Annotated in this window: 20 protein-coding genes and 1 pseudogene; 14 read left to right on the top strand and 7 right to left on the bottom strand. The window is 73.1% G+C overall.

The annotated features are described in order from the left end of the window. A pseudogene (locus tag RBH18_RS24500) lies at nt 1-374 on the top strand (hypothetical protein); the annotation flags it as partial. Between the two features lie 152 nt (nt 375-526). On the opposite strand, the gene RBH18_RS24505 reads toward RBH18_RS24500, so the two are convergent. Beyond that, nucleotides 527-1,015: a DUF3093 domain-containing protein gene (locus RBH18_RS24505; protein WP_306211740.1), complete on the bottom strand. Its 489-nt coding sequence runs from the start codon at nt 1,013-1,015 to the stop codon at nt 527-529. A 91-nt stretch (nt 1,016-1,106) separates the two neighbouring features. Between RBH18_RS24505 and dut the strand changes: the two genes are divergently transcribed. The 4 genes from dut (at nt 1,107) to RBH18_RS24525 (ending at nt 3,681) form a co-directional block, all read left to right on the top strand. Continuing rightward, nucleotides 1,107-1,550 (top strand): dUTP diphosphatase, encoded by a 444-nt coding sequence (gene dut / locus RBH18_RS24510; protein WP_372338978.1) that lies wholly within the window; start codon nt 1,107-1,109, stop codon nt 1,548-1,550. Nucleotides 1,551-1,578: 28 nt separating this feature from the next. Further along, nucleotides 1,579-2,277 carry a DUF3710 domain-containing protein gene (locus tag RBH18_RS24515; protein ID WP_306211743.1) on the top strand — a complete coding sequence of 233 codons (699 nt, stop codon included), beginning with the start codon at nt 1,579-1,581 and terminating at the stop codon, nt 2,275-2,277. A gap of 142 nt (nt 2,278-2,419) precedes the next feature. Further along, entirely contained in the window at nt 2,420-2,800 is a 381-nt protein-coding gene (locus RBH18_RS24520) for an OB-fold nucleic acid binding domain-containing protein (protein WP_306211746.1), read from the top strand. Continuing rightward, nucleotides 2,797-3,681, top strand: a complete 885-nt coding sequence (locus RBH18_RS24525; RefSeq protein ID WP_306211747.1) for a DUF3159 domain-containing protein — start codon at nt 2,797-2,799, stop codon at nt 3,679-3,681. Before RBH18_RS24520 ends, RBH18_RS24525 begins: the two co-directional genes overlap by 4 nt. Nucleotides 3,682-3,753: 72 nt before the next feature. Here RBH18_RS24525 and RBH18_RS24530 read toward each other — a convergent pair whose 3' ends face one another. After that, a complete protein-coding gene (locus RBH18_RS24530; protein WP_306211749.1) occupies nt 3,754-4,503 on the bottom strand; it encodes an SDR family NAD(P)-dependent oxidoreductase in 750 nt (249 codons plus the stop codon). Between the two features lie 88 nt (nt 4,504-4,591). Between RBH18_RS24530 and RBH18_RS24535 the strand changes: the two genes are divergently transcribed. Beyond that, a complete protein-coding gene (locus RBH18_RS24535; protein ID WP_306211750.1) occupies nt 4,592-5,443 on the top strand; it encodes a helix-turn-helix transcriptional regulator in 852 nt (283 codons plus the stop codon). Between the two features lie 11 nt (nt 5,444-5,454). On the opposite strand, the gene RBH18_RS24540 is transcribed toward RBH18_RS24535, so the two are convergent. Next, nucleotides 5,455-6,129, bottom strand: a complete 675-nt coding sequence (locus RBH18_RS24540) for a potassium channel family protein (protein ID WP_306211752.1) — start codon at nt 6,127-6,129, stop codon at nt 5,455-5,457. A gap of 1 nt (nt 6,130) precedes the next feature. Continuing rightward, on the bottom strand, nt 6,131-6,796 hold the full coding sequence (locus RBH18_RS24545; protein ID WP_306211820.1) for a potassium channel family protein: 666 nt from the start codon (nt 6,794-6,796) through the stop codon (nt 6,131-6,133). A gap of 115 nt (nt 6,797-6,911) precedes the next feature. Here RBH18_RS24545 and RBH18_RS24550 point away from each other — a divergent pair, with 115 nt between their 5' ends. The 8 genes from RBH18_RS24550 (at nt 6,912) to RBH18_RS24585 (ending at nt 18,094) form a co-directional block, all read left to right on the top strand. Then, nucleotides 6,912-8,936, top strand: coding sequence for an APC family permease (locus RBH18_RS24550; RefSeq protein WP_306211753.1), 2,025 nt, complete (start codon nt 6,912-6,914; stop codon nt 8,934-8,936). Then, nucleotides 8,933-10,162: a class I SAM-dependent RNA methyltransferase gene (locus RBH18_RS24555; protein ID WP_306211755.1), complete on the top strand. Its 1,230-nt coding sequence runs from the start codon at nt 8,933-8,935 to the stop codon at nt 10,160-10,162. The genes RBH18_RS24550 and RBH18_RS24555 overlap by 4 nt, the downstream gene beginning before the upstream one ends. Before the next feature lie 72 nt (nt 10,163-10,234). Then, nucleotides 10,235-12,157 carry a 1-deoxy-D-xylulose-5-phosphate synthase gene (gene dxs / locus RBH18_RS24560; RefSeq protein ID WP_306211757.1) on the top strand — a complete coding sequence of 641 codons (1,923 nt, stop codon included), beginning with the start codon at nt 10,235-10,237 and terminating at the stop codon, nt 12,155-12,157. A 49-nt stretch (nt 12,158-12,206) separates the two neighbouring features. Next, nucleotides 12,207-13,517 carry an outer membrane protein assembly factor BamB family protein gene (locus RBH18_RS24565; RefSeq protein ID WP_306211759.1) on the top strand — a complete coding sequence of 437 codons (1,311 nt, stop codon included), beginning with the start codon at nt 12,207-12,209 and terminating at the stop codon, nt 13,515-13,517. A 3-nt stretch (nt 13,518-13,520) separates the two neighbouring features. Next, the gene (locus RBH18_RS24570; RefSeq protein ID WP_306211761.1) at nt 13,521-14,831 is read left to right on the top strand and encodes an outer membrane protein assembly factor BamB family protein; all 1,311 of its coding nucleotides are present in this window, start codon (nt 13,521-13,523) and stop codon (nt 14,829-14,831) included. A 10-nt stretch (nt 14,832-14,841) separates the two neighbouring features. After that, nucleotides 14,842-16,116, top strand: a complete 1,275-nt coding sequence (locus RBH18_RS24575; RefSeq protein ID WP_306211763.1) for a hypothetical protein — start codon at nt 14,842-14,844, stop codon at nt 16,114-16,116. A 74-nt stretch (nt 16,117-16,190) separates the two neighbouring features. Next, entirely contained in the window at nt 16,191-16,877 is a 687-nt protein-coding gene (locus tag RBH18_RS24580) for a response regulator transcription factor (protein WP_306211765.1), read from the top strand. Beyond that, nucleotides 16,874-18,094: a sensor histidine kinase gene (locus RBH18_RS24585; protein WP_306211767.1), complete on the top strand. Its 1,221-nt coding sequence runs from the start codon at nt 16,874-16,876 to the stop codon at nt 18,092-18,094. Before RBH18_RS24580 ends, RBH18_RS24585 begins: the two co-directional genes overlap by 4 nt. On the opposite strand, the gene RBH18_RS24590 is transcribed toward RBH18_RS24585, so the two are convergent. From RBH18_RS24590 to RBH18_RS24600, 3 genes are all read right to left on the bottom strand, one after another. Next, nucleotides 18,091-18,900, bottom strand: coding sequence for a DUF2637 domain-containing protein (locus RBH18_RS24590; RefSeq protein ID WP_306211769.1), 810 nt, complete (start codon nt 18,898-18,900; stop codon nt 18,091-18,093). The genes RBH18_RS24585 and RBH18_RS24590 overlap by 4 nt on opposite strands. Before the next feature lie 150 nt (nt 18,901-19,050). Then, complete coding sequence (locus RBH18_RS24595) at nt 19,051-19,803, bottom strand: hypothetical protein (protein ID WP_306211771.1); 753 nt, start codon at nt 19,801-19,803, stop codon at nt 19,051-19,053. A 57-nt stretch (nt 19,804-19,860) separates the two neighbouring features. Then, nucleotides 19,861-21,921 carry a 3-hydroxyacyl-CoA dehydrogenase NAD-binding domain-containing protein gene (locus tag RBH18_RS24600; protein ID WP_372338979.1) on the bottom strand — a complete coding sequence of 687 codons (2,061 nt, stop codon included), beginning with the start codon at nt 21,919-21,921 and terminating at the stop codon, nt 19,861-19,863. Nucleotide 21,922: the final 1 nt, after the last annotated feature.

Raw genomic sequence — 21,922 nt, forward strand, 5'->3', positions numbered from 1 at the left:
TGCTGCTGGCCGCCGAGACGGTCGCCGTGGTCGCCGTCGAGCTCAAGCTGATCGGCGAGCTGCACGAGGTCTACGGCCAGCCCGTCCAGGGCGCGCCGGGCCAGAAGGCGATCGCGCTCATCCAGGCGTGGTCGGGCCGGCGCGGGGTCAACCCGCTGGTGCCCGGCGTGGGCCTGACGGCGGTGCTCGGCACGGCCGCCCGCAAGGAGCTGCAGGGCACGCTGCTGCGCCGCTTCGGCCGCCATCTGACCAGCCTGGGGCCGATGCTGACGGGCGCGGCCGTCGCGGGCTATCTCAACCGTCGCGCGACCCGCGGGGTCGGCGAGGCGGTCGTCAAGGACCTGAAGAAGCGCCGCAAGTCGATCGGCCGCTGACCAGTTCCGAGCTTGTCAATCCTAGTTCCGAGCTCGTCGGAAATGCGCGGGCTCGCGGGTCGCCCTGTGGACAACTGGGCGCTGTGGACAAGCGGGGGCTGTGGACGACGCCAGCGCTGTGGATGATGCCGGCGCTGTGGACGACGCCGGCGTCAGGGCCGGGCGCGCTTCGCCGTGAGGATTGCGGTCGCCAGCTCGACCGGGTTGCGGGTGCTGATCACCCAGAAGGGCGTCGGGTCGGCCGGGTCGTCGAGGACGATCTGCACGGCGCCCTTGATCCAGGGGCGCTGGATGACGAAGGCCAAGGGGTGGGCGCCCACGCCCAGCACCTCGCGCTTGCCGTCGGCGTCGAGGGCGACGACCTCGGAGACGACGGCGAGGGGCAGGCGGGCGTCGTCGGCCTGGAATTCCTCCGGGGTCACGGCGACGCGGATGCGGCCCAGCCACCACGGTCCGATCAGCGACACCGGCAGCAGGACCGCGAACGGGACCCAGGCGCGCAGGCCGGCGTAGCCCATCCAGACCTCGGCCGCGAGCAGCCCCGCGGTGACCAGGGCCACCGGCCACATCCACCAGGGGGCGCGCAGCCGTTCGGCGTAGGCGGCGGGGGCCGTGGTGCGCGTCGTCGGCTCGGGTGTCACGCTGGTGAGCGTACGGCGCGCCGCCCGCCCCGGCCACGGCAGGATGGCAGGGTGGACCCCTCCCACCACGTGCGACGTGAGGACTCCCGCCTTGGACATCCAGGTCCGACTGCTCGACCCCGATCTGCCCGTGCCGGCGTACGCCCATCCCGGTGACGCCGGTGCCGATCTTTACGCGGCCGAGGGCGTGGAGCTCGCGCCCGGGGAGCGCAGGCCCGTCCGCACGGGTCTCGCGGTGGCGCTTCCCGAGGGGTACGTGGGGCTCGTCCACCCCCGTTCGGGCCTGGCTGCCCGTCTGGGTGTGACGGTGCTGAACGCGCCCGGTACGGTCGACGCCGGTTACCGGGGCGAGATCCTGGTCATGCTGATCAATCACGATCGGGCGAACACGGTCAAGATCTCGCGCGGCGACCGCATTGCCCAGCTGGTCGTCCAGCGGGTCGAGCGGGCGGTGTTCCACGTCGTCGACGAGCTGCCCGAGACCTCGCGGGGCGCCGGCGGGCACGGTTCCACCGGCGGGCACGCCGCACTCTAGTTCCGACTCCGGAGAAGGTGACAAGCAGATGTTCTCCCGCAAGCGCGGAGGCCCGCGGCACGTACGCCCGGACGACGCCCCCCAGCCGGAGGCGCTCGCCCGGAGCATGGGCGCCCTCCCCGAGCGTGATTTCGGCCCGTGGGACGCCGCTCATGCGCCGGAGGGGGTGCAGCGCCTCGACCTGGGCAGCATGCTGATCCCGGCGGTCGAGGGCGTCGAGGTGCGCGTGCAGGCCGGCCCGGAGGGCAACGTCCAGCAGGTGGTGCTGGTGACCGGCGAGAGCGCCCTCAAGCTCGACGCCTTCGCGGCGCCGCGCACCGAGGGCATCTGGGACGAGCCCCGTGGCGAGCTGGCCGCGGCGCTGAAGTCCCAGGGCGCCGACCCGCAGGAGATCGAGGGCCCGTGGGGCGGGGAGCTGCTGGTTCGCCTGCAGACCCCGGAGGGCCCGGTCGACCTGCGCTTCGTCGGCGTGGACGGGCCGCGGTGGATGCTGCGGGCGCAGTTCCAGGGCCCGGCGGCGCTGAGCCCGGACAACGACGCGGTGCTGTGGGACTGCCTGCGCGGCGTCGTCGTGGTGCGGGACAACGAGCCCCGGCCGGTTCTCGAGGAGCTGCCGCTGCGGCTGCCGCGGGAGATGTCGGACGCGGCGCAGCAGCACGCGCACGACCACCCGCACGAGCACGTGCACGACGACCCCACGCCGCCGGACGTGTCCCGGCGGGGCTGAATTTCTCAGCATTTTCGCAATCACGTGATGTGGATCACGCGGGACTGCTCGGCGTACCGTGAAAGGACGGCCCCCGGCGCGCGGGGTGCCGTCCGCCGGCAGTTTCTTCCGCTTGTCGCGATCATCGAGGTGGCACGGGGTCATGAAGACCGATGAGCACACCACCGGCCTGCGCCGGTTCCTCGCCCGGCTGACGGCTTCCGAGGAGGAGCTGGACGCCCAGGAGCTCCAGCGTGACAGCGCCAAGTGCGGCGCCCAGCTCGCCGGCCAGTGCCGCCGCGGGCAGGTCGTCTCCGTCTCGGGCCGGCTGCGCACGGTGGCCTACACGCCGCGCACCAACCTGCCGACGCTCGAGGCCGATCTGTACGACGGCAGCGACGTCGTCACCCTCGTCTTCCTGGGCCGGCGCTCGATCGCCGGCATCGAGCCGGGACGCCAGCTGACCGCGCGCGGCAGAATGGCGATCCGGGACGATCGCAAGGTCATCTACAACCCGTACTACGAGCTGGAGGCGCCCCGGTGACAGCCGGCAGCGAGCCCCGTCACGCCGCCCACGAGACGGCCCGGGGGGCCGCCGACGAGCCCGAGGCGCTGAGGGGCGACATCGACTCGGTGTCCCGGCGCGTGGTCGACGAGGTGGCCGAGGAGGTCGTCGAGGAGCTCGACCTGCACAGGAGGCAGGCGGCGGAGCCCACCGCCGAGCGGCGCGACGAGGACGACGACGAGGAGATCCCCTCGCTGAGCGAGCAGATCTCGGACCAGCTCGGCGGCGTCCGCGGGCTCATCGAGTCGAGCATCCCGGTGCTCGCCTTCGTGCTGCTCAACGTCCTGCTCGGCGACACCGTCCTGGGCCTGGAGAAGAAGACCGCGCTCTACTGGGCGATCGGCGGCAGCGTCGGCTCGGCCCTGCTGATCGGCGCCTACCGGCTGGCCCGCAAGCAGCCGGTGCGGCACGCGGTCAACGGCATCTTCGGCATCGCGGTCGGCGCCTGGCTGGCCTGGCGCACCGGCGACGCCAAGAACTTCTACCTCCCGGGCATCCTGCTCACCTTCGCGCAGGTGGTCGCGCTCATCATCTCCGTGGCAGTGCGCCGGCCGATCATCGGCTATGTGTGGGGCGTCCTGGCCAACGGCGGCAAGCACGACTGGTTCACCAACCAGCGCCTCTTCCGGACGTTCCAGTGGCTGACGCTGGTCTGGGCCGGCTCGCTCTTCGTCCGGGCGGGCGTGCAGTTCTGGCTCTACCTCGCCGACGAGGCCAACGCGATCGGCATCGTCCGCATCCTGATCAGCTGGCCCATCTATGCCGCCACCTTCGCCTTCACCGCCTGGGCCGTCCACCGCGTCACCACGGCCCAGGCCGCCGAGTTCGCCGTCACCGGCCGGGGACCGCAGCAACGCTAGGGCCTGTGTCGGACGGGCGGCCGGACCGGCACCGCGTGGCCGCACACCGCCAGTACCCACCCCCGGCGAAACCTAGACCGCGGCGCCACCGGTGACGGGGAGGACCGAGCCGGTCACGAACGAGGCTCGGTCGGACAGGAGCCACGCCGCCGCCTGGGCGATCTCCTCCGGCCGGGCGATCCGCCCCATCGGGATACCGGCCGTGATGCGGGCCAGGACCCCCGGATCGGCCCGCTCCCAGCCCTCCGTCATGTCCGTCAGGGTCAGGCCCGTCGCGATGGCGTTCACCCTGATCCCGGCCGCGGCGTACCCGACGGCGGCGCTCGCCGTCAGGCTGTTCACCGCTCGCTTGCTCGCGGCGTAGGCCGGGTTGGCGGGGTCCGCGCCCAGGCCGGCGATGCTGCTGTTGTTGACGATCGCCCCGCCGCCGGTGTCCCTCATCGCCCGCACCTGCGCGGCCACCGCGAAGTACACGCTGCGGTAGTTGACGCCGGTCACCAGGTCGAAGTGCTCGGGGGAGGTGTCCGCGACGGCGGCCGGCGGCGGCAACACCCCGGCGTTGTTGAACGCGACGTCCAGCCGCCCGTGCCGGCCGACCACCTCGGCCACCGTACGGTCGATCTGTGTCCGGTCGCTCAGGTCGGCCACCACGTACGACGCGTCGCCCCCGAGGTCCGCGGTGAGGCCCCGCAGGGCCGCTTCGTCGCGCGCGGTCAGCACCACGGTCGCGCCCTCGGCGGCGAACAGCCGGGCCGCCGCTGCGCCGATTCCCCGGCTCGCCCCGGTGACCAGGGCGATCTTTCCGTTCAGCAAGGCACTCATGACGGCCAGCGTGCGGCGCCCGCCCGCAGCGTGGCAGGCCCGGACCGTACCCCTCCCACCCGGCCGCAACCCCCGCATGATGGAGGCCATGGACCAGCGAGGGCTCGGCGCGTTCCTGCGCCTGCACCGGGAACGACTGACCCCGGCGGTGGCCGGCCTGCCGGAGAACGGACCGCGTCGTACCCCGGGACTGCGGCGCGAGGAGGTGGCCGGCCTCGTCCCCGTCTCCGCCCAGCACTACACGCGGCTAGAGCAGGGACGCGGCTCGCTGCCCTCGCGGGAGGTGCTCGCCGGGCTGGCCCGGGCCCTGCGCCTCGACGACGCTCAGCGGCGCTACCTCTACACCCTGGCCGGCGAGGCGTTCAGCGTCCCGCCGGGCCCGCCCGCCGACGTCCCGGACCGCGTCCGCGAGCTGATCGGGCGGCTCCCGCTCACGGCCGCGCTCGTGCTCGGTGCCCGCTACGACGTGCTGGCCTGGAACGGGCTCGCCGCCGCGCTGCTGGGCGACTTCTCCGCCTGCGCGCCGGGCGAGCGCAACCTGATCCGGATGTACTTCGTGCCGGAGGAGCGGAAGAAGGTGCCCGGGGCGAGTCAGGTGGTGGGCGACCCGGCGTTCGGCCGGCACTGCGCCGGGCAGTTGCGCGTCGTGGCGGCCCGCTATCCCGGCGACGAGCCCACCCGGCGGCTGATCCGGGACCTGGTACGCCGGAGCCCCGAGTTCGCCCGGCTCTGGCCGGGCGAGATCACCGACCGGCCCGTACGGCCCAAGACCTTCGTCCACCCGGCGGTCGGCACCCTGGAGCTCCGCGTCGACTGGCTGGCCGTCCCCGACCGTGACCAGCACGTCGTGCTCTACACCGCGGAGCCGGGATCTCCCAGCGCCGGCGCGCTGGAGCTGCTGCGGGTGATCGGGACCCAGCGGATGGGCGTGGCCGGCTGAGCCACCCGGCGTCAGCCCAGGTCGGTTGCTTTGCCGAGGACGACGGCGCGGACCTCGTCCTCGACCTCGGCCGTGCAGATGAAGATCAGCTCGTCGCCGGCCTCGAGCGGGTCGTCCGGGGTCGGCACGACCACGCGCTTGCCGCGCAGGATGGCGACCAGGGCGCTGTCGCGCGGCATCGGGACGTCGCGGACCGGCTCGCCGACGTAGGGCGCGGTCGACGGCAGGGTGATCTCGACCAGGTTGGCCTCGCCCTGGCGGAAGGTCATGATGCGGACCAGGTCGCCGACCGTGACCGCCTCCTCGACCAGCGCGGCCATCAGGCGCGGCTTGCTGACCGCGACGTCGACGCCCCACTGCTCGGTGAAGAGCCACTCGTTCTCGGCGCGGTTGACCCGGGCGACGACCCGGTTGACCGCGAACTCGGTCTTGGCGAGCAGGCTGCAGACCAGGTTGACCTTGTCGTCGCCGGTGGCGGCGATGACGACGTCGCAGGCGGCCAGGTCGGCCTCCTCGAGGCTGCTGACCTCGCAGGCGTCGGCGAGGACCCAGTCGGCCTCGGGGACGCGCTCGGGGCGCAGCTGGCGGGGCTGGCGCTCGATCAGCATGACCTGGTGGCCGTTGCCGATGAGCTCGCTGGCGATGGAGCGGCCGACGTTGCCGGCGCCCGCGATGGCGATGCGCATGTCAGCGTCCTCCCGGCTGGGTGCCCGCGGCGGCCGCGAGGACCTGGTCGACGATGTCGTCGGTGACCAGGACGAACACCTGGTCACCGTCCTGCAGGACGGTCGAGGCCGTGGTGAGCGAGCCGATGCCGAAGCGCATGAGGTACGCCACCCGGGCCCCCGTCGTCTCCTCGAACGCCTTGACCGTGCGCCCCACCCAGTCGGGGCTGAACGGCGCCTCGACGATGGAGACGGCGCTGGTCGGGTCGCGGAAGACCTCGACGGTGCCCTCGGGGACGAGGTGGCGGACCATGCGGTCGGCGGCCCAGCGGATCGTGGCGACCGTCGGGATGCCCAGCCGCTCGTAGACCTGGGCGCGGCGGGCGTCGTAGATGCGGGCGACCACCCGGGCGACGCCGTAGTTCTCCCGGGCCAGGCGGGCCGAGATGATGTTGGAGTTGTCGCCGCTGGAGACCGCGGCGAAGGCGTCGGCGCGCTCGATGCCGGCCTCGCGGAGCACGTCGCGGTCGAAGCCGATGCCGGTGACCGTGGTGCCGCCGAACTCCGCGCCCAGGCGCCGGAAGGCGTCGGCGTTCTGGTCGACGACGGCGACTGAGTGGCCGACGGCGTCGAGCTTGTGGGCGAGCGTCGAGCCGAGCCGCCCGCAGCCCATGATCACGACGTGCAAGGTATGTGCCTTCCCGCTCATGGCGCGTCTTCGAGATGAGAGTGCCACGTCACGGCGAACGGCGGCGACCGGGGCGGTCGGCGGCGTGGCAACCACGACCGTACGCTTGGACCTTGTGTCGAGTTCGACGTCTCTGGCGAAGCGGCTCCTGCTGGGCAGGCCATTCCGCTCCGACAAGCTGCAGCACACGTTGCTGCCCAAGCGGATCGCCCTGCCCGTGTTCGCCTCGGACGCCCTCTCCAGCGTCGCCTACGCGCCCGACGAGATCCTCCTGACGCTGTCCATCGCGGGAGCGTCGGCCTACCTCTTCTCCCCGTGGATCACGCTCGCGGTCGCCGTCGTGATGGTCACGGTGGTCGCGAGCTACCGGCAGAACGTGCACGCCTACCCGTCGGGCGGCGGCGACTACGAGGTCGCGACGGTCAACCTCGGCCCGAAGTTCGGGGTCGCCGTGGCCAGCGCGCTGCTCGTGGACTACATCCTGACCGTGGCGGTCTCGGTCAGCTCCGGCGTCACCAACCTGGGCTCGGTCATCCCGTTCGTCGCCGAGCACAAGCTGCTCATCGCGCTGGCCGCCGTCACGCTGCTGACCGCGCTCAACCTGCGGGGGCTGCGCGAGTCCGGCACGGCGTTCGCCATCCCGACGTACGCGTTCATCCTGGTCATCCTCGCCATGATCGCGACCGGCCTGATCCGCGTGTTCGTGCTCGGTCAGGACATCCGGGCACCCAGCGCGGGCCTGCAGATCCACGCCGAGGAGGAGCACCTCAGCAGCTTCGCCTTCGTGTTCCTGCTGCTGCGCACCTTCTCGTCGGGCTGTGCCGCGCTGACGGGTGTGGAGGCGATCTCCAACGGCGTGCCCGCGTTCAAGACGCCGAAGAGCAAGAACGCGGCGACGACGCTGATGCTGCTCGGCGGGCTGGCCATCACGATGCTGGTCGGGATCGTGCTGCTCGCCCGGGCGACCGGCCTGCAGTTCGTCGAGGACGCCTCGCAGATCATCAGCGGCCCGCCGGACTACGTGCAGAAGACGGTCGTGGCCCAGCTCGGCGAGGCGGTCTTCGGCAACGGCTTCCTGCTGGTCGTGGTCGGCGCGGTGACCGCCCTGATCCTCTTCCTGGCCGCGAACACCGCCTTCAACGGCTTCCCGGTGCTCGGCTCGATCCTGGCCCAGGACCGCTATCTGCCCCGCCAGCTGCACACCCGCGGCGACCGGCTGGCCTTCAGCAACGGCATTCTCTTCCTGGCCGTCGCCGCGATGGTGCTCATCGTCGCGTTCGACGCCGAGGTGACCCGGCTGATCCAGCTCTACATCGTCGGCGTCTTCGTCTCCTTCACGCTGTCGCAGGCCGGCATGATCCGGCACTGGAACAGGCTGCTGAGCACCCAGCGCGATCCCGCCCGGCGCCGGCAGATGATCCGGTCGCGGGCGATCAACACCTTCGGCATGGCGCTGACCGGCGCGGTGCTGATCGTCGTGCTGATCACGAAGTTCCTGCTCGGCGCCTGGATCGCGATCGCCGCCATGATCGGCATCTACCTGCTCATGCTGGGCATCCGCAAGCACTACGTGCGGGTGGCCGAGGAGCTGCAGCCCACCGAGGAGCGCCCGGTCCTGCCGTCGCGCAACCACGCGATCGTGCTGGTCAGCAAGGTGCACATGCCGACCCTGCGGGCGCTGGCCTACGCCCAGGCCACCCGCCCGGACACGCTCACCGCGGTCACGGTCAACGTCGACGACAAGGACACCCGCAAGATCCAGGCGGAGTGGGAGCGGCGGCAGATCCCGGTGCCGCTGACCGTCGTCGACTCGCCCTACCGGGAGATCACCAAGCCGATCATCGACTTCGTGAAGGGCACCCGGCGCGACTCGCCCCGGGACGTGGTCACCGTCTTCGTCCCCGAGTACGTCGTCGGCCGCTGGTGGGAGAACATCCTGCACAACCAGAGCGCCCTGCGGATCAAGGGGCGGCTGCTCTTCGAGCCCGGCGTGATGGTGACCAGCGTGCCGTGGCAGCTGCGGTCGAGCCAGGACCGCGACCTCGACCGCTTCGACCGGGGGCTCGTGCACGCCCCGGCCCGCGGGCCGCGCACCCGGCCGGCCCCGCCGCCCCCTCCGACGGAAGAGAAGACGCAGTGACCGACTTCGTGGAAGGCGACCGCATCGAGGTCACGGTGGGGGCGCCGGCCCACGGCGGGCACTGCGTCGCGCGGATCGGCGACGAGCACGGGCGGGTGGTGTTCGTCCGGCACGCGCTGCCGGGGGAGCGGGTCACGGTCGAGCTGACCGAACTGCACAAGGGCTATCTGCGCGGCGACGCGGTGGAGGTCCTGTCGGCGTCGGCCGACCGGGTCGAGCCGCCGTGCCCGTGGGCCCGGCCCGGGCTGTGCGGCGGGTGCGACCTGCAGCACGTCGAGCCGGCCGCCCAGCTGCGGTGGAAGACCGACGTCGTGCGCGACCTGCTCGCCCGGATCGGCGGCTTCGACCAGGACACGATCAACGACTTGGGCGTACGCGTCCAGCCGCTCCCCGGCGGCCCGCTCGGCTGGCGTTCCCGCGTCCGCTACGCCGTGGACGCTCTTGACCGTCCCGGCCTGCTCACGCACCGGTCGCACGAGGTGGTGCCCGTGGACCGGTGCCGCATCGCGCACCCGGGCATCCAGGAGCTGGACGTGACGTCGCGCACCTGGCCGGACGCCCTCTCCGTGGAGGCCGTGGCGTCGACGGGCGGGGACGTGACGGTCACCGCCCGGAACGTGACCGTGGGCGACCTGCTCGACGAGGTGCACGACGGGTCCGGCGGGCAGGACGTCCGGGAGCTGGCCGGCGGGCGGGAGTGGCACGTACCGGCGGAGGGCTTCTGGCAGATCCATCCGGCCGCGGCGGACACGCTGATCGGGGCGGTGCTGGAGCTGCTCGATCCGCGGCCCGGGGAGACGGCCTGGGACCTGTACGGGGGTGCGGGGCTCTTCGCGGCGGCGGTGGCGGAACGGACCAAGGCGCCTGTCACGGTCGTGGAGTCGGCTCCGCTCGGGGTGGCGGCTGCCCGGCGGAATCTTGCGGACCTGCCGGGCGTACAGGTGGTGTCGGCGAAGGTGGAGGCGGCGCTGAGCCGGCGGCGGGTCGCCGGGCCGGTGGATCTGGTCGTGCTGGACCCGCCGCGGACCGGCGCCGGGGCGAAGGTGGTGCGGGAGATCGCGGCGGCGGGACCGCGGGCGGTGGCCTATGTCGCGTGCGACCCGGCGGCGCTGGCCCGGGACCTCAAGACTTTCGCGGGTCTGGGGTGGCGCGTGGGGCAGCTGCGCGCCTATGACTGTTTCCCGATGACCCAGCACGTGGAGTGCGTGGCGTTGATCACCCGGTGAGCTTGTGCGAGTTCTGTGAAGGCCGGTCCGCGAATCGTGCGAAGTCGCGGTGCGCCGATAGACTGACGCCTCATGAGCGAGCGCAGTGATCAGACGACGACCGGCATCCTCGGCGGCATCACGTCCCCGGGAGATCTCAAGCGTTTGAGCGCCGAGCAGCTCACCCTGCTGGCCGCCGAGATCCGGGACTTCCTGGTGGCCAAGGTGTCGCGCACCGGCGGGCATCTCGGGCCCAACCTGGGCGTGGTCGAGACCACGCTGGCGCTGCACCGGGTCTTCGACTCGCCGCGCGACCGGATCCTGTTCGACACCGGCCACCAGGCGTACGTGCACAAGATCGTGACCGGCCGGCAGGACGGCTTCGACCTGCTCCGGCAGCGCGGGGGCCTCTCCGGCTACCCCAGCCGCGCCGAGAGCGAGCACGACCTCATCGAGAACTCGCACGCCTCGACCGCCCTGTCGTACGCGGATGGCCTCTCCAAGGCGTTCGCGTTGCGCGGCGAGGACCGGCACGTGGTGGCCGTGGTCGGCGACGGCGCGCTCACCGGCGGCATGTGCTGGGAGGCGCTCAACAACATCGCGGCCGCGAAGAACAAGCTGGTCATCGTCGTCAACGACAACGGCCGGTCGTACGCGCCGACCATCGGCGGGCTCGCCGACCACCTGTCCACGCTGCGCCTCAACCCGGGCTACGAGCGGGTGCTCGACCTGGTGAAGAGCGCGCTGGGCTCCACGCCGGTGGTGGGCAAGCCGGCCTTCGAGGTGCTGCACGCGGTCAAGAAGGGCATCAAGGACGCGGTCAGCCCGCAGCCGATGTTCGAGGACCTCGGCATCAAGTACATCGGGCCGATCGACGGGCACGACACCGAGGCCATGGAGTCGGCGCTGCGGCGGGCCAAGGGCTTCAACGCGCCGGTCATCGTGCACGCGGTCACCCGCAAGGGCTTCGGCTACCGGCCGGCCGAGGACGACGAGGCCGACAACTTCCACGGGCCCGGCGCCTTCGACCCGCAGACGGGCGTGCTGACCGCCAAGCCGTCGGTCAAGTGGACCTCGGTGTTCGCGGAGGAGCTGGTCGCGATCGCGGACGAGCGGCCCGACATCGTGGGCATCACCGCCGCGATGGCCGAGCCGACCGGCATCGCCGCGCTGGCGAAGAAGTACCCGCAGCGGGCGTACGACGTCGGCATCGCCGAGCAGCACGCGGCGACCTCGGCGGCCGGGCTGGCGATGGGCGGGCTGCACCCGATCGTCGCCGTCTACGCGACGTTCCTCAACCGCGCGTTCGACCAGGTGCTGCTCGACGTGGCGATGCACGAGCTGCCGGTCACCTTCGTGCTCGACCGGGCGGGCGTCACCGGTCCCGACGGGCCCAGCCACTACGGCATCTGGGACATGAGCGTCTTCGGCGTGGTCCCGGGCCTGCGGATCGCCGCCCCGCGCGACGGCGCCACCCTGCGCGAGGAGCTGCGCGAGGCGGTCGCCGTGGAGAACGGCCCGACGATCGTGCGCTTCCCGACCGGCTCGGTGGCCGCGGACCTGCCGGCGCTGCGCCGGGTCGGCCCGGTCGACGTGCTGCGCGAGGACGAGCGCAAGGACGTGCTGCTGGTCGCCGTGGGTGCCTTCGGCAAGCTGGGCATGGAGGTCGCCGAGCGGCTCGCCGGGCAGGGGTACGGCGTGACGGTCGCCGACCCGCGCTGGGTGCGCCCGGTGCCGATCGAGCTCGCCGCGCTGGCCGGGCAGCACCGGCTGGTCGTGACGCTGGAGGACGGCGTGCGCGCCGGCGGCGTGGGCGAGGCCGTGGCGGCCATGCTGCGCGACAACCGCGTCGAAGTGCCGCTGCGCGACTTCGGGGTGCCGGTGGGCTTCCACGCGCACGGCACGCGCGCGGAGATCCTGACGGCGCTCGGGCTGACCGCCCAGGACATCGCCCGCGACGTCACCGAGATCGTCTCCCGCCTCGAGACGGACGCGGAGCCGCAGCCGGCGCCGTAGGCACTGATCAACTGGGCGCTTTCGTTATCTCGCCGTTACCTTTGAGGGTATGGCGGAGACGGTGGTCATCGATCTGGGGCTGGATCGCGGGGAACCGGACGACTACGCGGCGCCGAACCACTCGACGATGCCCGGCTGGCTCGCGCCGGCGATCGTCGTGGCGCTGCTCGTGCTCGGCATCAGCTCCTCCGCCGGGCCGCCGCCACCCGCGCTGGCCACGATGCTGTCGGTGCCGGTCAGCGCGGCGGACCCCTACACGCTGACCGGCAACGGCGACCTGCTCGTGCAGAGCCAGGGCACGCTGGCGTCCTACGCGCTGACCGACGGCGCGCAGCACTGGCGCACCGGGGTCGAGGCGCCGTCCTACCGGCTCAGCACCGGCAGCGGGTTGCTGCTGCTGCGCTCGGCCTCGATCAGCGGGCGCAGCCCGGTCGCCGTGAGCACCCGGGCGCTGGCCCTGGACAACGGCGACGTGCGGTGGCGGCGGGCCGGCACGGTCGTCACCATCGCCGGCTCCACCACGCTGCTCGCCGTCTCCGGGGTCCGCAGCTTCGCCGGCGAGGGCCGCCGGGTCGAGGGCTCGATCGCGGCGCTCAGCTCGGCCACCGGCGAGGTCAGCTGGGAGGTGCCGGTGCCGCACACGGCGGTGCTGCTCGGCATCCCCGGCTTCAACGACGAGCCGGGGCGGATGCTGCTCGTGCACGACGACCGCACCGCCGCCGTGCACGACCTGGGCACCGGCACCCGGCTCGCCACCGGCTCGCTGCCGCCCGCCGACTACGGGCCGGACAACCCGGTCGTCACGGGCGGGCTGGTGCTGCTGCGGCACCCGACCCCGGAGGGCCGGATGGTGTCGGCCTTCGACGCGCGCACGCTCGAGCCGCGCTGGTCGCGTCCTTCGGGCTACGCGTTCGGGATCTCGGTCTGCGGCCCGTACGCGTGCCTGACCGGCCCCGACGGCGTCCGCGCCGTGAACGTCTCCGACGGCAGCGTGCGCTGGTTCCAGCCGGGCTGGCGCCGCGTCGAGCAGCGCGGCGACCTGCTGGCGGCGTTCGGCACCCCGGACGGCGGGGAGAACGAGCTGGTCGGGCTCGTCGACCCGGCGACCGGCACCCTCGTCACCGATCTGCACGGCTGGCGGCCGGTGACCGGCGACGGCGGGGACCACCTGCTCGTGACGCGCACCGAGGGGGCGGCCGGCCGTACGATGGTCGCCGTCGCCACCCCGGACGACCCGCACCCGCGGATCTTCGCCGACCTGCCGCCGGGCGCCGCCGACTGCCGGGCCGTCCCCGGCCGGCTGGCGTGTCGCGAGGTCTCGGGGCAGCTGACGCTCTGGGCGTACCAGCGGAAGGAGTAGGGCGTGGCGGTGATCGAGCTGAGCCCGGAGTCGCCCGCTCGCCTCGATCCCGGCGGACCCCCGCCCGCGTGGGTCTACCGCCGCCTCGGCCTCCTGCTCGCCGCCGTGCTCGTCCTCGCCCTCGGCGGGGCCGCCCCCGGCACGCCCGTGCTGTGGGAGCGCACCGGCGTCCTCACGACCGGGCAGAACAACGACGTCGTCACGTCCTCCGACGGCCGGTTCTACGTGCTCGACTTCGACCGCACGCCACCGGTGATCACCGCCTGGACGACCGGTCCGGTCCGGCAGCTGTGGCAGGTGACCGGGCCGGCGGGCGACGCCGGGACGGTGCGCTACTCCATGACCGCTGTGCCCGGCGGCTCGCTGCTCGTCGACGTGGCGGGGGCGACCACGGTCCTCGATCCGCGGACCGGGCGGGAGCTGTGGCACGTCGGCTCGCCGGTGTCGGCGGTGGACGCCGGGACCGCCCTCGTCCGCACGGAGATCTTCCGGCCGGGCACCGAGTACGACGTGGACTCCGGCGACCCGGGCGAGCTCTACGGCACCGGGACGCTGCACACCGAGCCCGCCCTGCGGACCGAGCTGCGCGGCGTCGAGCAGGCCACCGGCAGGCAGCTGTGGTCCACCGTGCTGCCGGGGTCCATCTACTCCACCGTGTCCGGGCAGTCGATCGTCGTGGTGACCGCCTCGTCGCTGCGGCTGCTCGACGCGCGAACCGGCCGGGTCGTCCGGGAGCGGGCCGCGGCCGGGCCCGTGTGGGTGGAGACGGTGGGGGACAGCGTGCTGCTGCACTACGGCGCGTACGGGGCCGGGGGCCGGGTCGTCGCCGTTGCCGCCGACACGCTCGAGGAGCGCTGGACGGGCGACCTGCCCGACTTCGAGGGCTCCTCCGTCACCTGTGCCGGGCTGGTCTGCGCCAAGGGCCGGGACGACGTCGTGGTGCTGGACCCGGCCACGGGCACCCGCCTCTGGACGCTGCCGTCCACGGAGGCGGTCGACCTCGTCGCCTTCGGGAGGAACAGCGTGCTGTGGACCCAGGCCGGCGCGGTCCGGACGGTGGTGGACCGCCGGACCGGGGCGCCGCTGACGGACACGCGCACCTGGCCGGCGTCGGCGGCCACGGCGGACGGGGAGGCGTACCTGCTTTCCCGCAAGTCGCCGAGCCAGGGCATGGAGTTCGCGCTGCTGCGGCCCGGGCGCGCTGTGCAGGTGCTCGGGTCCCGGCCGGAGTTCGTGACCGGCTGCCGGGTCAATGCGGGCTTCGCCGTGTGCCGCGACGAGGACAGGCTCGTGGTCTACCGCTACCGCGCCTGACAATGGCCGGGTGGTCATCGAGCTCGACGCTCCGGTGGCGGCCGTGGCGTCCCGGCCGCCGCGCCGGAGCGTGCCGGCCGGCGTCACGCTGATCCTGCTCGCGCTGCTCACCGCGGCCGCCCCGCTGCCCCGGGCGGCCGGACCGGTCGTGGTGCCCGCCCGGCCCGGGGACACGATGGTCGTCGACGGCGACCGGCTGCACGTGATCGAGGGCGTGCCGGCCCAGGCGGCGACCGAGCTGCACGAGCGGGTGGTCCGGACGTACGCGCTGCCGCGGGGCCGGCTGCTGGCGCGGACCACGGTGGTCGTGACGGCGTCGGTCTTCGGCATCGTGGCGGCGGGCGGGCTGCTGCTGGTGTCGTACCAGGCGGACACGCTGGGCTCCGACGCCACCGTCGCCGTCGCCCTGGGCACGCGGCGGACGCGGTGGCAGGTGCCCGCCCGGGTGCTGGCCGTCTCCGCCGACGTCGCGCTGGTCCGGGAGTACAGGTCGTTCGCGGGCGGGCGCTTGTGGTCGGGCATCGAGCTCGCGACCGGGCGCCGGGTGTGGGCCGTGCGGCAGCCCGTGACCGGGAACATCGGGACCGGGGCGCTCGTGGACGGGTTCCCGTCCCGGCTGGTGACGGCGACGGCGCGCGGCGAGCTGACGGTCCGGGACACGACGACCGGGGCGGTGCTCGCCGCCACCACGGTCGCGGCCCCGGCGAGCTGGTCGCGGCGGGGGCTGACGGTCTGGCCGGTCGGGGACCTCGTGCTGGTCGGGGGGCTGGGCGGGCTGACCGCGTACGGGCTAAGCGACCTTGCCCCGCGCTGGAGCTCCCCGGCCGACCTCAACGGGCGCCGCGTCCCGCCGGACTGCGCGGGCCAGCTCTGCCTCGTCGGCTACCAGGGCGGCATCCAGGTGCTCGACCCGGCGACCGGGGCGGCCCGGTGGTCCTCCGGCGGGAGTTCCGTCGGGCCGGCCGGGACGTCGCTGCTGGTGGGGGACGCGGCCGGGCTGCGGGCGGCGGACCCGCGTACGGGCGTGTCCCGCGCTGTCTTCCCCGGCTGGCAGCAGGCGGGTGACCCGCGCCCGGACGGCCGGGTGGTGGCGGTGCACCAGCCGGTCGGCTCCGACTCCGCCCGGTACGCCCTGCTCGACCCGGACTCCGGCGCGATCCGGCTGCTCGGCACCGCGGACCGCGTCTCGGGGGACTGCCACGCCGGTGCCGGCGCCCTGGTCTGCCGGCGGCTCGACGGCAGCGTGGGCAGCTGGCCGCTGACCGAATTGTTATCGGGCTTGTAGCCTGCACTCACGGCCTCTTCACGCGCCGGCGGGAAAGCTGGGCGCGGGCCAGGGAGCTTCGGAGGGACCCGCGGGTGCGCGTGCTGGTGGTGGAAGACGAGCGCAACATGTGCGATGCGATCGCGCGGGGGTTGCGCCGCAAGGGGTTCGCGGTCGACACGGCTTACGACGGCCTGAGCGGCCACGAGATGGCCTATGTCACCGACTACGACGTCGTCGTGCTGGACCGGGACCTTCCGGGCATGCACGGCGACGAGATCTGCGCCGCGCTGGCCGCCTCGGAGGACAACCTGGCCCGGGTGCTGATGCTCACCGCCAGCGCCGCCGTCGCCGACCGCGTCGAGGGCCTCGAGCTGGGGGCGGACGACTACCTGCCCAAGCCGTTCGCCTTCGAGGAGCTGGTCGCGCGGGTGCAGGCGCTGGGCCGGCGCTCGCCCCGCAAGGTGCCGCCGGTGCTGACGGTGGGCAACCTCACGCTCGACCCGACCCGCCGGGTGGTGACCCGGGCCGGGAGCACGATCGACCTGACGAACAAGGAGTTCGGCGTCCTGCGCGAGCTGCTCGCCGCCCGTGGCGGGGTGGTCTCCAGCGAGGAGCTGCTGGAGAAGGTCTGGGACGCCAACACCGATCCGTTCACGACGACCGTCCGGGTGACGATGATGACCCTGCGCAAGAAGGTCGGCGACCCGCCGCTCATCGAGACCGTGGTCGGCGCCGGATACCGGGTGCCGGAGCCCGTCGTGGAAGCGCCCGGCGCATGACTGTCTACGCCTCCAAGCGCGAGCGGCTCCGGCTGCGGCCCACGCTCCGGCTGCGCCTGACCCTGCTCAACGGCATCCTGCTCATCGGCGCCGGGGCGATCCTGGTGCTGCTGGCCTGGCTCCTGGTCGGCGACGCGCTCAGCCCGACGGACGAGCTGCGGGCCGGCTCCCAGGTGCTGCTCGCCGACGGCACCCAGCTCGACGCCCGGGTGTGGCAGACCCAGCTGGTCGAGAGCGCCTCCCAGGAGCTGCTGATCAAGGGCCTGATCGCCCTGGTCGCGATCGGCATCATCGGCATCGCGGGCGCCTACGCCGTCGCCGGCCGCGCCCTGCGCCCGCTGCACCACGTCACCGCCACCGCCCGCCGCCTCGGCGAGGAGACGCTGGACGAGCGCATCCGCTACGCCGGCGCCGACGACGAGGTCGCCGAGCTGGCCCGCACCTTCGACGCCATGCTCGACCGGCTGGCGGGCGCCTTCGAGTCGCAGAAGCGCTTCGTCGCCAACGCCTCGCACGAGCTGCGCACCCCGCTCGCCGTCATGCGTACCGAGATCGACGTGACCCTGAGCGACGACGAGGCCGACGTCGCCGAGTACCGCCGCATGGCCAAGGTCGTCCGCAACGCCTCCGAGCGGGCGAACGGGCTGGTCGACGCGCTGCTGGTGCTCGCCCGCAGCGAGGCCCAGTCGGGGCGCCGGCTGGTCCGCAAGGTGCCCGCCGACCTGTCCACCAGCGTCTACAACGCCCTCTCGGCGGTGAAGACGGAGGCCGAGCGGCTGAAACTGGACGTCACCACGGACCTGCAGCCCGCCCACGTCGTCGGCGACCCCAGCCTGCTCGACCGCCTCGCGGGCAACCTCATCGAGAACGCCATCCGCTACAACCACCTGATGGGCAAGCTCTGGCTCCGCACGTCGACCGTCGACGGGCAGGCGCGGCTGGTGGTCGGGAACACGGGTTACGAGGTCGAGCCCAAGGACGTCCCGGGCCTGTTCGAGCCGTTCCGCCGGGGCGGGTGGGAGCGCACCGGGTCGCGTGGCTCGGGCCTCGGCCTGTCGATCGTCCGGGCGGTGTGCGACGCGCACGGCGGGACGGTGTCGGCGGTCGCCCAGCAGGGTGGCGGCCTCGAGGTGACCGTGAGCCTGCCGGGGGCCGACACCACGCCGGTCGCGGCGGGGTCGGCCACCGTCCCGCGCGTCAAGAACGCGGCAGCCTAGGCCGCCAAGGTCAGATCGGTGGCGTCCTCGGCGTCGCGGCGGATCTGGCGCCAGCGGGAGGCGCTGATGCCGAGCTCCTTGGCGAGCTGGGCCTCCGTCACGTCCGGCTGCGCGGTGCGGATCCTCCGGGCCTCGGCCAGCGTTTCGGCCGGGGTGCGGCGCGGCTTGCCGCCGGCGGCCGCGCTCGCCGTCCGATCGTTTCGCGGCTTCGTGCGAGGTGCGGGGCGGACGACGCTGTGCACCGCGGTGAGCGAGATGGGCTTCTCCGTGGCCGGCGCCTTCTTCGCGACTGCCTTCTCCGCGGCCGGTGTCTTTGCGGCCGGCGTCTTTGCGGGCGGCGCGGCGGCAGGCTCTGCTGTGGGCGGTGCGGCGCTGACGGGCACGGCGGTGGCCGGCGCGGCCTCGTCGCGTTCGAGTGTGGCGATGCGGCCACCCAGCTCGACCAGGCAGATGCTGGCGACCACGATCAGGCCGTCGACCGACAGCGGCAGGAGATAGGGCGACGCCCCTGTCTCGCCGTAGCGGGCGGCCACGCCGACCATGTGCCAGTAGGAGACCCAGGCCGCGATGCCCGCGATCGTGGCCGTGGCGGCGAAGCGGGCGACGGCCAGCGACCGGCGGTGCACGGGCACGCGGGAGATCAGCTCGACGGTCAGCAGCAGCGCGAGCGGCGGCCACGCGGCGATGGCCTGGCTGATCGGGTTGTCGAGCGCGTGCAGGATGTTGGCCATCACGGACGCGGCGACGCCCAGGACGAGCGTGGCGCGCACGGCCCAGCGGACGCGGCGCAGACGCGGGAGGATCACCGTACGCTCCTTCGGCAGACCGGAATTGGCTCGGCGGCCCATCCTGGCTGCTGGAGGTTGCGGTACGGCATCGACGACCGTGCCCCGGGGCGAACCGCGACGGGTTCGTGGCCCACTCGGAACGCAGACGTGATCAAGAGTTACGGCGTGTCAGTTTGACGGCTTCTCGATCTGGGCGCGGAGCTTGGTGAACTCGGCCTGGGCGGTCTTCAGCGACGTGAAGTACCAGATGATGCGGCCCGTGCTGCTCGCGTCCGCCCAGCCGCACATGACCAGGTTGGCGCCGCCGGCCTCGGCCTTGCCGCACTTGGCGGCGCCGCCGAGCGAGCCCGGGGCCACGTCGGCCACGCCGGTCAGGGGGAGGCCGCCGACCGCGGCGTTGATGAAGGCGGTGGTGAGGGTGGCGGCCGGGGTGGCGAGGTCGGTGGCGGCCGCGGCGACCAGGACGACGTCGCCCTCGGTGGGGTTGCCGTAGACGCCGCCGACGGTGGCCGCGCCCGCGGGGACGCCGTCGAGCTTGATGTCGAGGCCGGCGCCGATGCCCACGTAGTCAGGGTCGGTGAGCAGGGGGCGGTCGCCGAGCTCGGCGGGGAGGGCGACGGTGGTGCCCGTCTTTGTGGTGGTGGTGCCCTTGCTCGTGGTGCCGGCCTTGACGGGCGAGTCGGTGACGACCTCGCCGTCGGCGTTGATGACGTTGTCACCGGCGGCGGGCGGGGCCACGGACGCGGTGGCGGAGGGCGCGGCGGCGGGCGACGGGGAAGTGTGGCCGCGGCCCAGGAGAGCGACCGCGGCGACCACGACGAGGATCGCGGCGACCGCGGCGAGGACGATGCGCGGCAGGCGGGGGACGGACCGACGGCGGCGGCCCCGGAAGCGGGGCGGTCGGCTCTCGGTCGTCGTCACGATCTGACAGATCGGGCCCCGGGGGCGCCACTTTAGGGTCGCCCCCGGGGAAAAACGTCAGACGGGCAGGCTGGCGACGCCCCGCGGGAGGAAGCGCTTGCCGGTGACCCGCTCGGACGTGCCGCTGCGGTCGAGGTACGGGGACACGCCGCCGAGGTGCAACGGCCAGCCGGCGCCGAGGATCATGCACAGGTCGATGTCCTGGACCTCGGCCACCACGCCCTCGTCCAGCATGAGGCGGATCTCCTGGGCGAGGGCGTCGAGCGCCTTCTCGCGTACCTGGTCACCGGTCAGCGGCGCGGAACCGGCGTCGATGAGCGCGACCACCTCGGGGTTGATCTCGTCGTCGACCATGAGCGGCTTGCCCGCCTCGACGATCTTCGCCAGGTTGGGGGAGAGGGCGAAGCGGTCGGGGAAGGCCGTGTGCAGCGTCTCGCCGACGTGGGCGGCGACGGCCGGGCCGACGAGCTGGAGCAGCGCGATCGGGCGCATGGGCAGGCCCAGCGGGTCGAGGGCGGTGTCGACCACCTCGAGCGGGGTGCCGGCGTCGATCGCGCTGAACACCTCGCTGGTGAAGCGGGTGAGCAGGCGGTTGACCACGAACGCCGGGGCGTCCTTGACCAGCACGCACGACTTGCGCAGCTCCTTGCCGACCGCGAACGCCGTGGCCAGCGTGGCGTCGTCGGTGCGGCCGCCCTTGATGATCTCCAGCAGGGGGAGGACGGCGACCGGGTTGAAGAAGTGGAAGCCGACGACCCGCTCCGGGTGCTCGAGGTCGGCGGCCATCTCGGTCACCGACAGCGAGGAGGTGTTGGTGGCGAGGATCGTCTCGGGGCCCACGATCTTCTCGATCTCGGCCCAGATCTGCTTCTTGAGGTCGAGGTTCTCGAAGACGGCCTCGATGACGAAGTCGGCGTCGGCGAAGACGGACTTGTCGACCGAGCCGCTGACCAGGCCGCGGAGCTTGGCCGCCGTGCCCTCGTCGAGCCGCCGCTTGCTCACCAGCTTGTCGATCTGGCCGCGTACGTAATCGACGCCCTTGTCGACCCGGGCCTGGTCGATGTCGGTCAGCACGACCGGCACCTGCAGGCGACGGGCGAAGAGCAGCGCCAGCTGGGAGGCCATGAGACCCGCGCCGACGATGCCGACCTTGGTCACCTTGCGGGCCAGGGACTTGTCCGGCACGCCCACCGGGCGCTTGGCGCGGCGCTGGACGAGGTCGAAGGCGTACAGGCTGGCGCGGGACTCGTCGCCCATGATCAGGTCCGCGAGCGCCTCGGTCTCGGCGGCCGTACCGTCGGAGAATGAGGCGTCCTTCGCGAGCGCGAGCAGCTCCAGGGCCTTGTTGGCCGAGGGCACCGCGCCGTGCAGCTTCTCGTCGAGCTGCTGCTTGGCGAAGAAGAGCACGCCCTCCCACATGTCCTTGTCGACCTCGGGGCGCTCGACGGTCACGTCGCCCTTGACGACCCCGGCGGCCCACGCCAGCGAGCTCTCCAGGAAGTCGGCCGGCTCGAACAGCGCGTCGGCGAGGCCGAACTCGCGGGCCTGCTTCGGCCTGAGCGTCTTCTGGGTGAGCGGGTTCTGCAGGATGACCTGCGCGGCGCCGGGGACGCCGATCAGGTTGGGGAGCAGCTGGCTGCCGCCCCAGCCGGGGACCAGGCCGATCGCGACCTCGGGCAGGCCGAGCGCGCCCGCGCCGCCGGACACCGTGCGGTAGTGGCAGTGCAGCGACACCTCGAGCCCGCCGCCGAGCGCCACGCCGTTGATGAAGGCAAATGTCGGAATTTCACTCGACCGCAGCCGCGCGAAGACGCGATGCCCCAGCTCGCCGAGGGCCACCGCCTGATCGCGGTCGGTAATGAAGGGCATGCCGGTGATGTCGGCACCCACACAGAAGATGTACGGCTTCCCGGTGATCGCGATGAACGCCGGATCCGCCTCGGTGGCCTTGGTGATCGCCTCGTCGAGCGACCGCAGGCCGGCCGGTCCGAAGCTGTTGGGCTTCTTGTGGTCGAAGCCGTTGTCGAGCGTGATCAGGGCGGCGGGCTTGTCGAGCCCGGGCACCCGGACCTCGCGCACGAGGGCGTGGGTGACAACCTCGTTGGGGTAGTCGGGCAAT

Source organism: Actinoplanes oryzae, assembly GCF_030757795.1.
GTDB lineage: Bacteria > Actinomycetota > Actinomycetes > Mycobacteriales > Micromonosporaceae > Actinoplanes.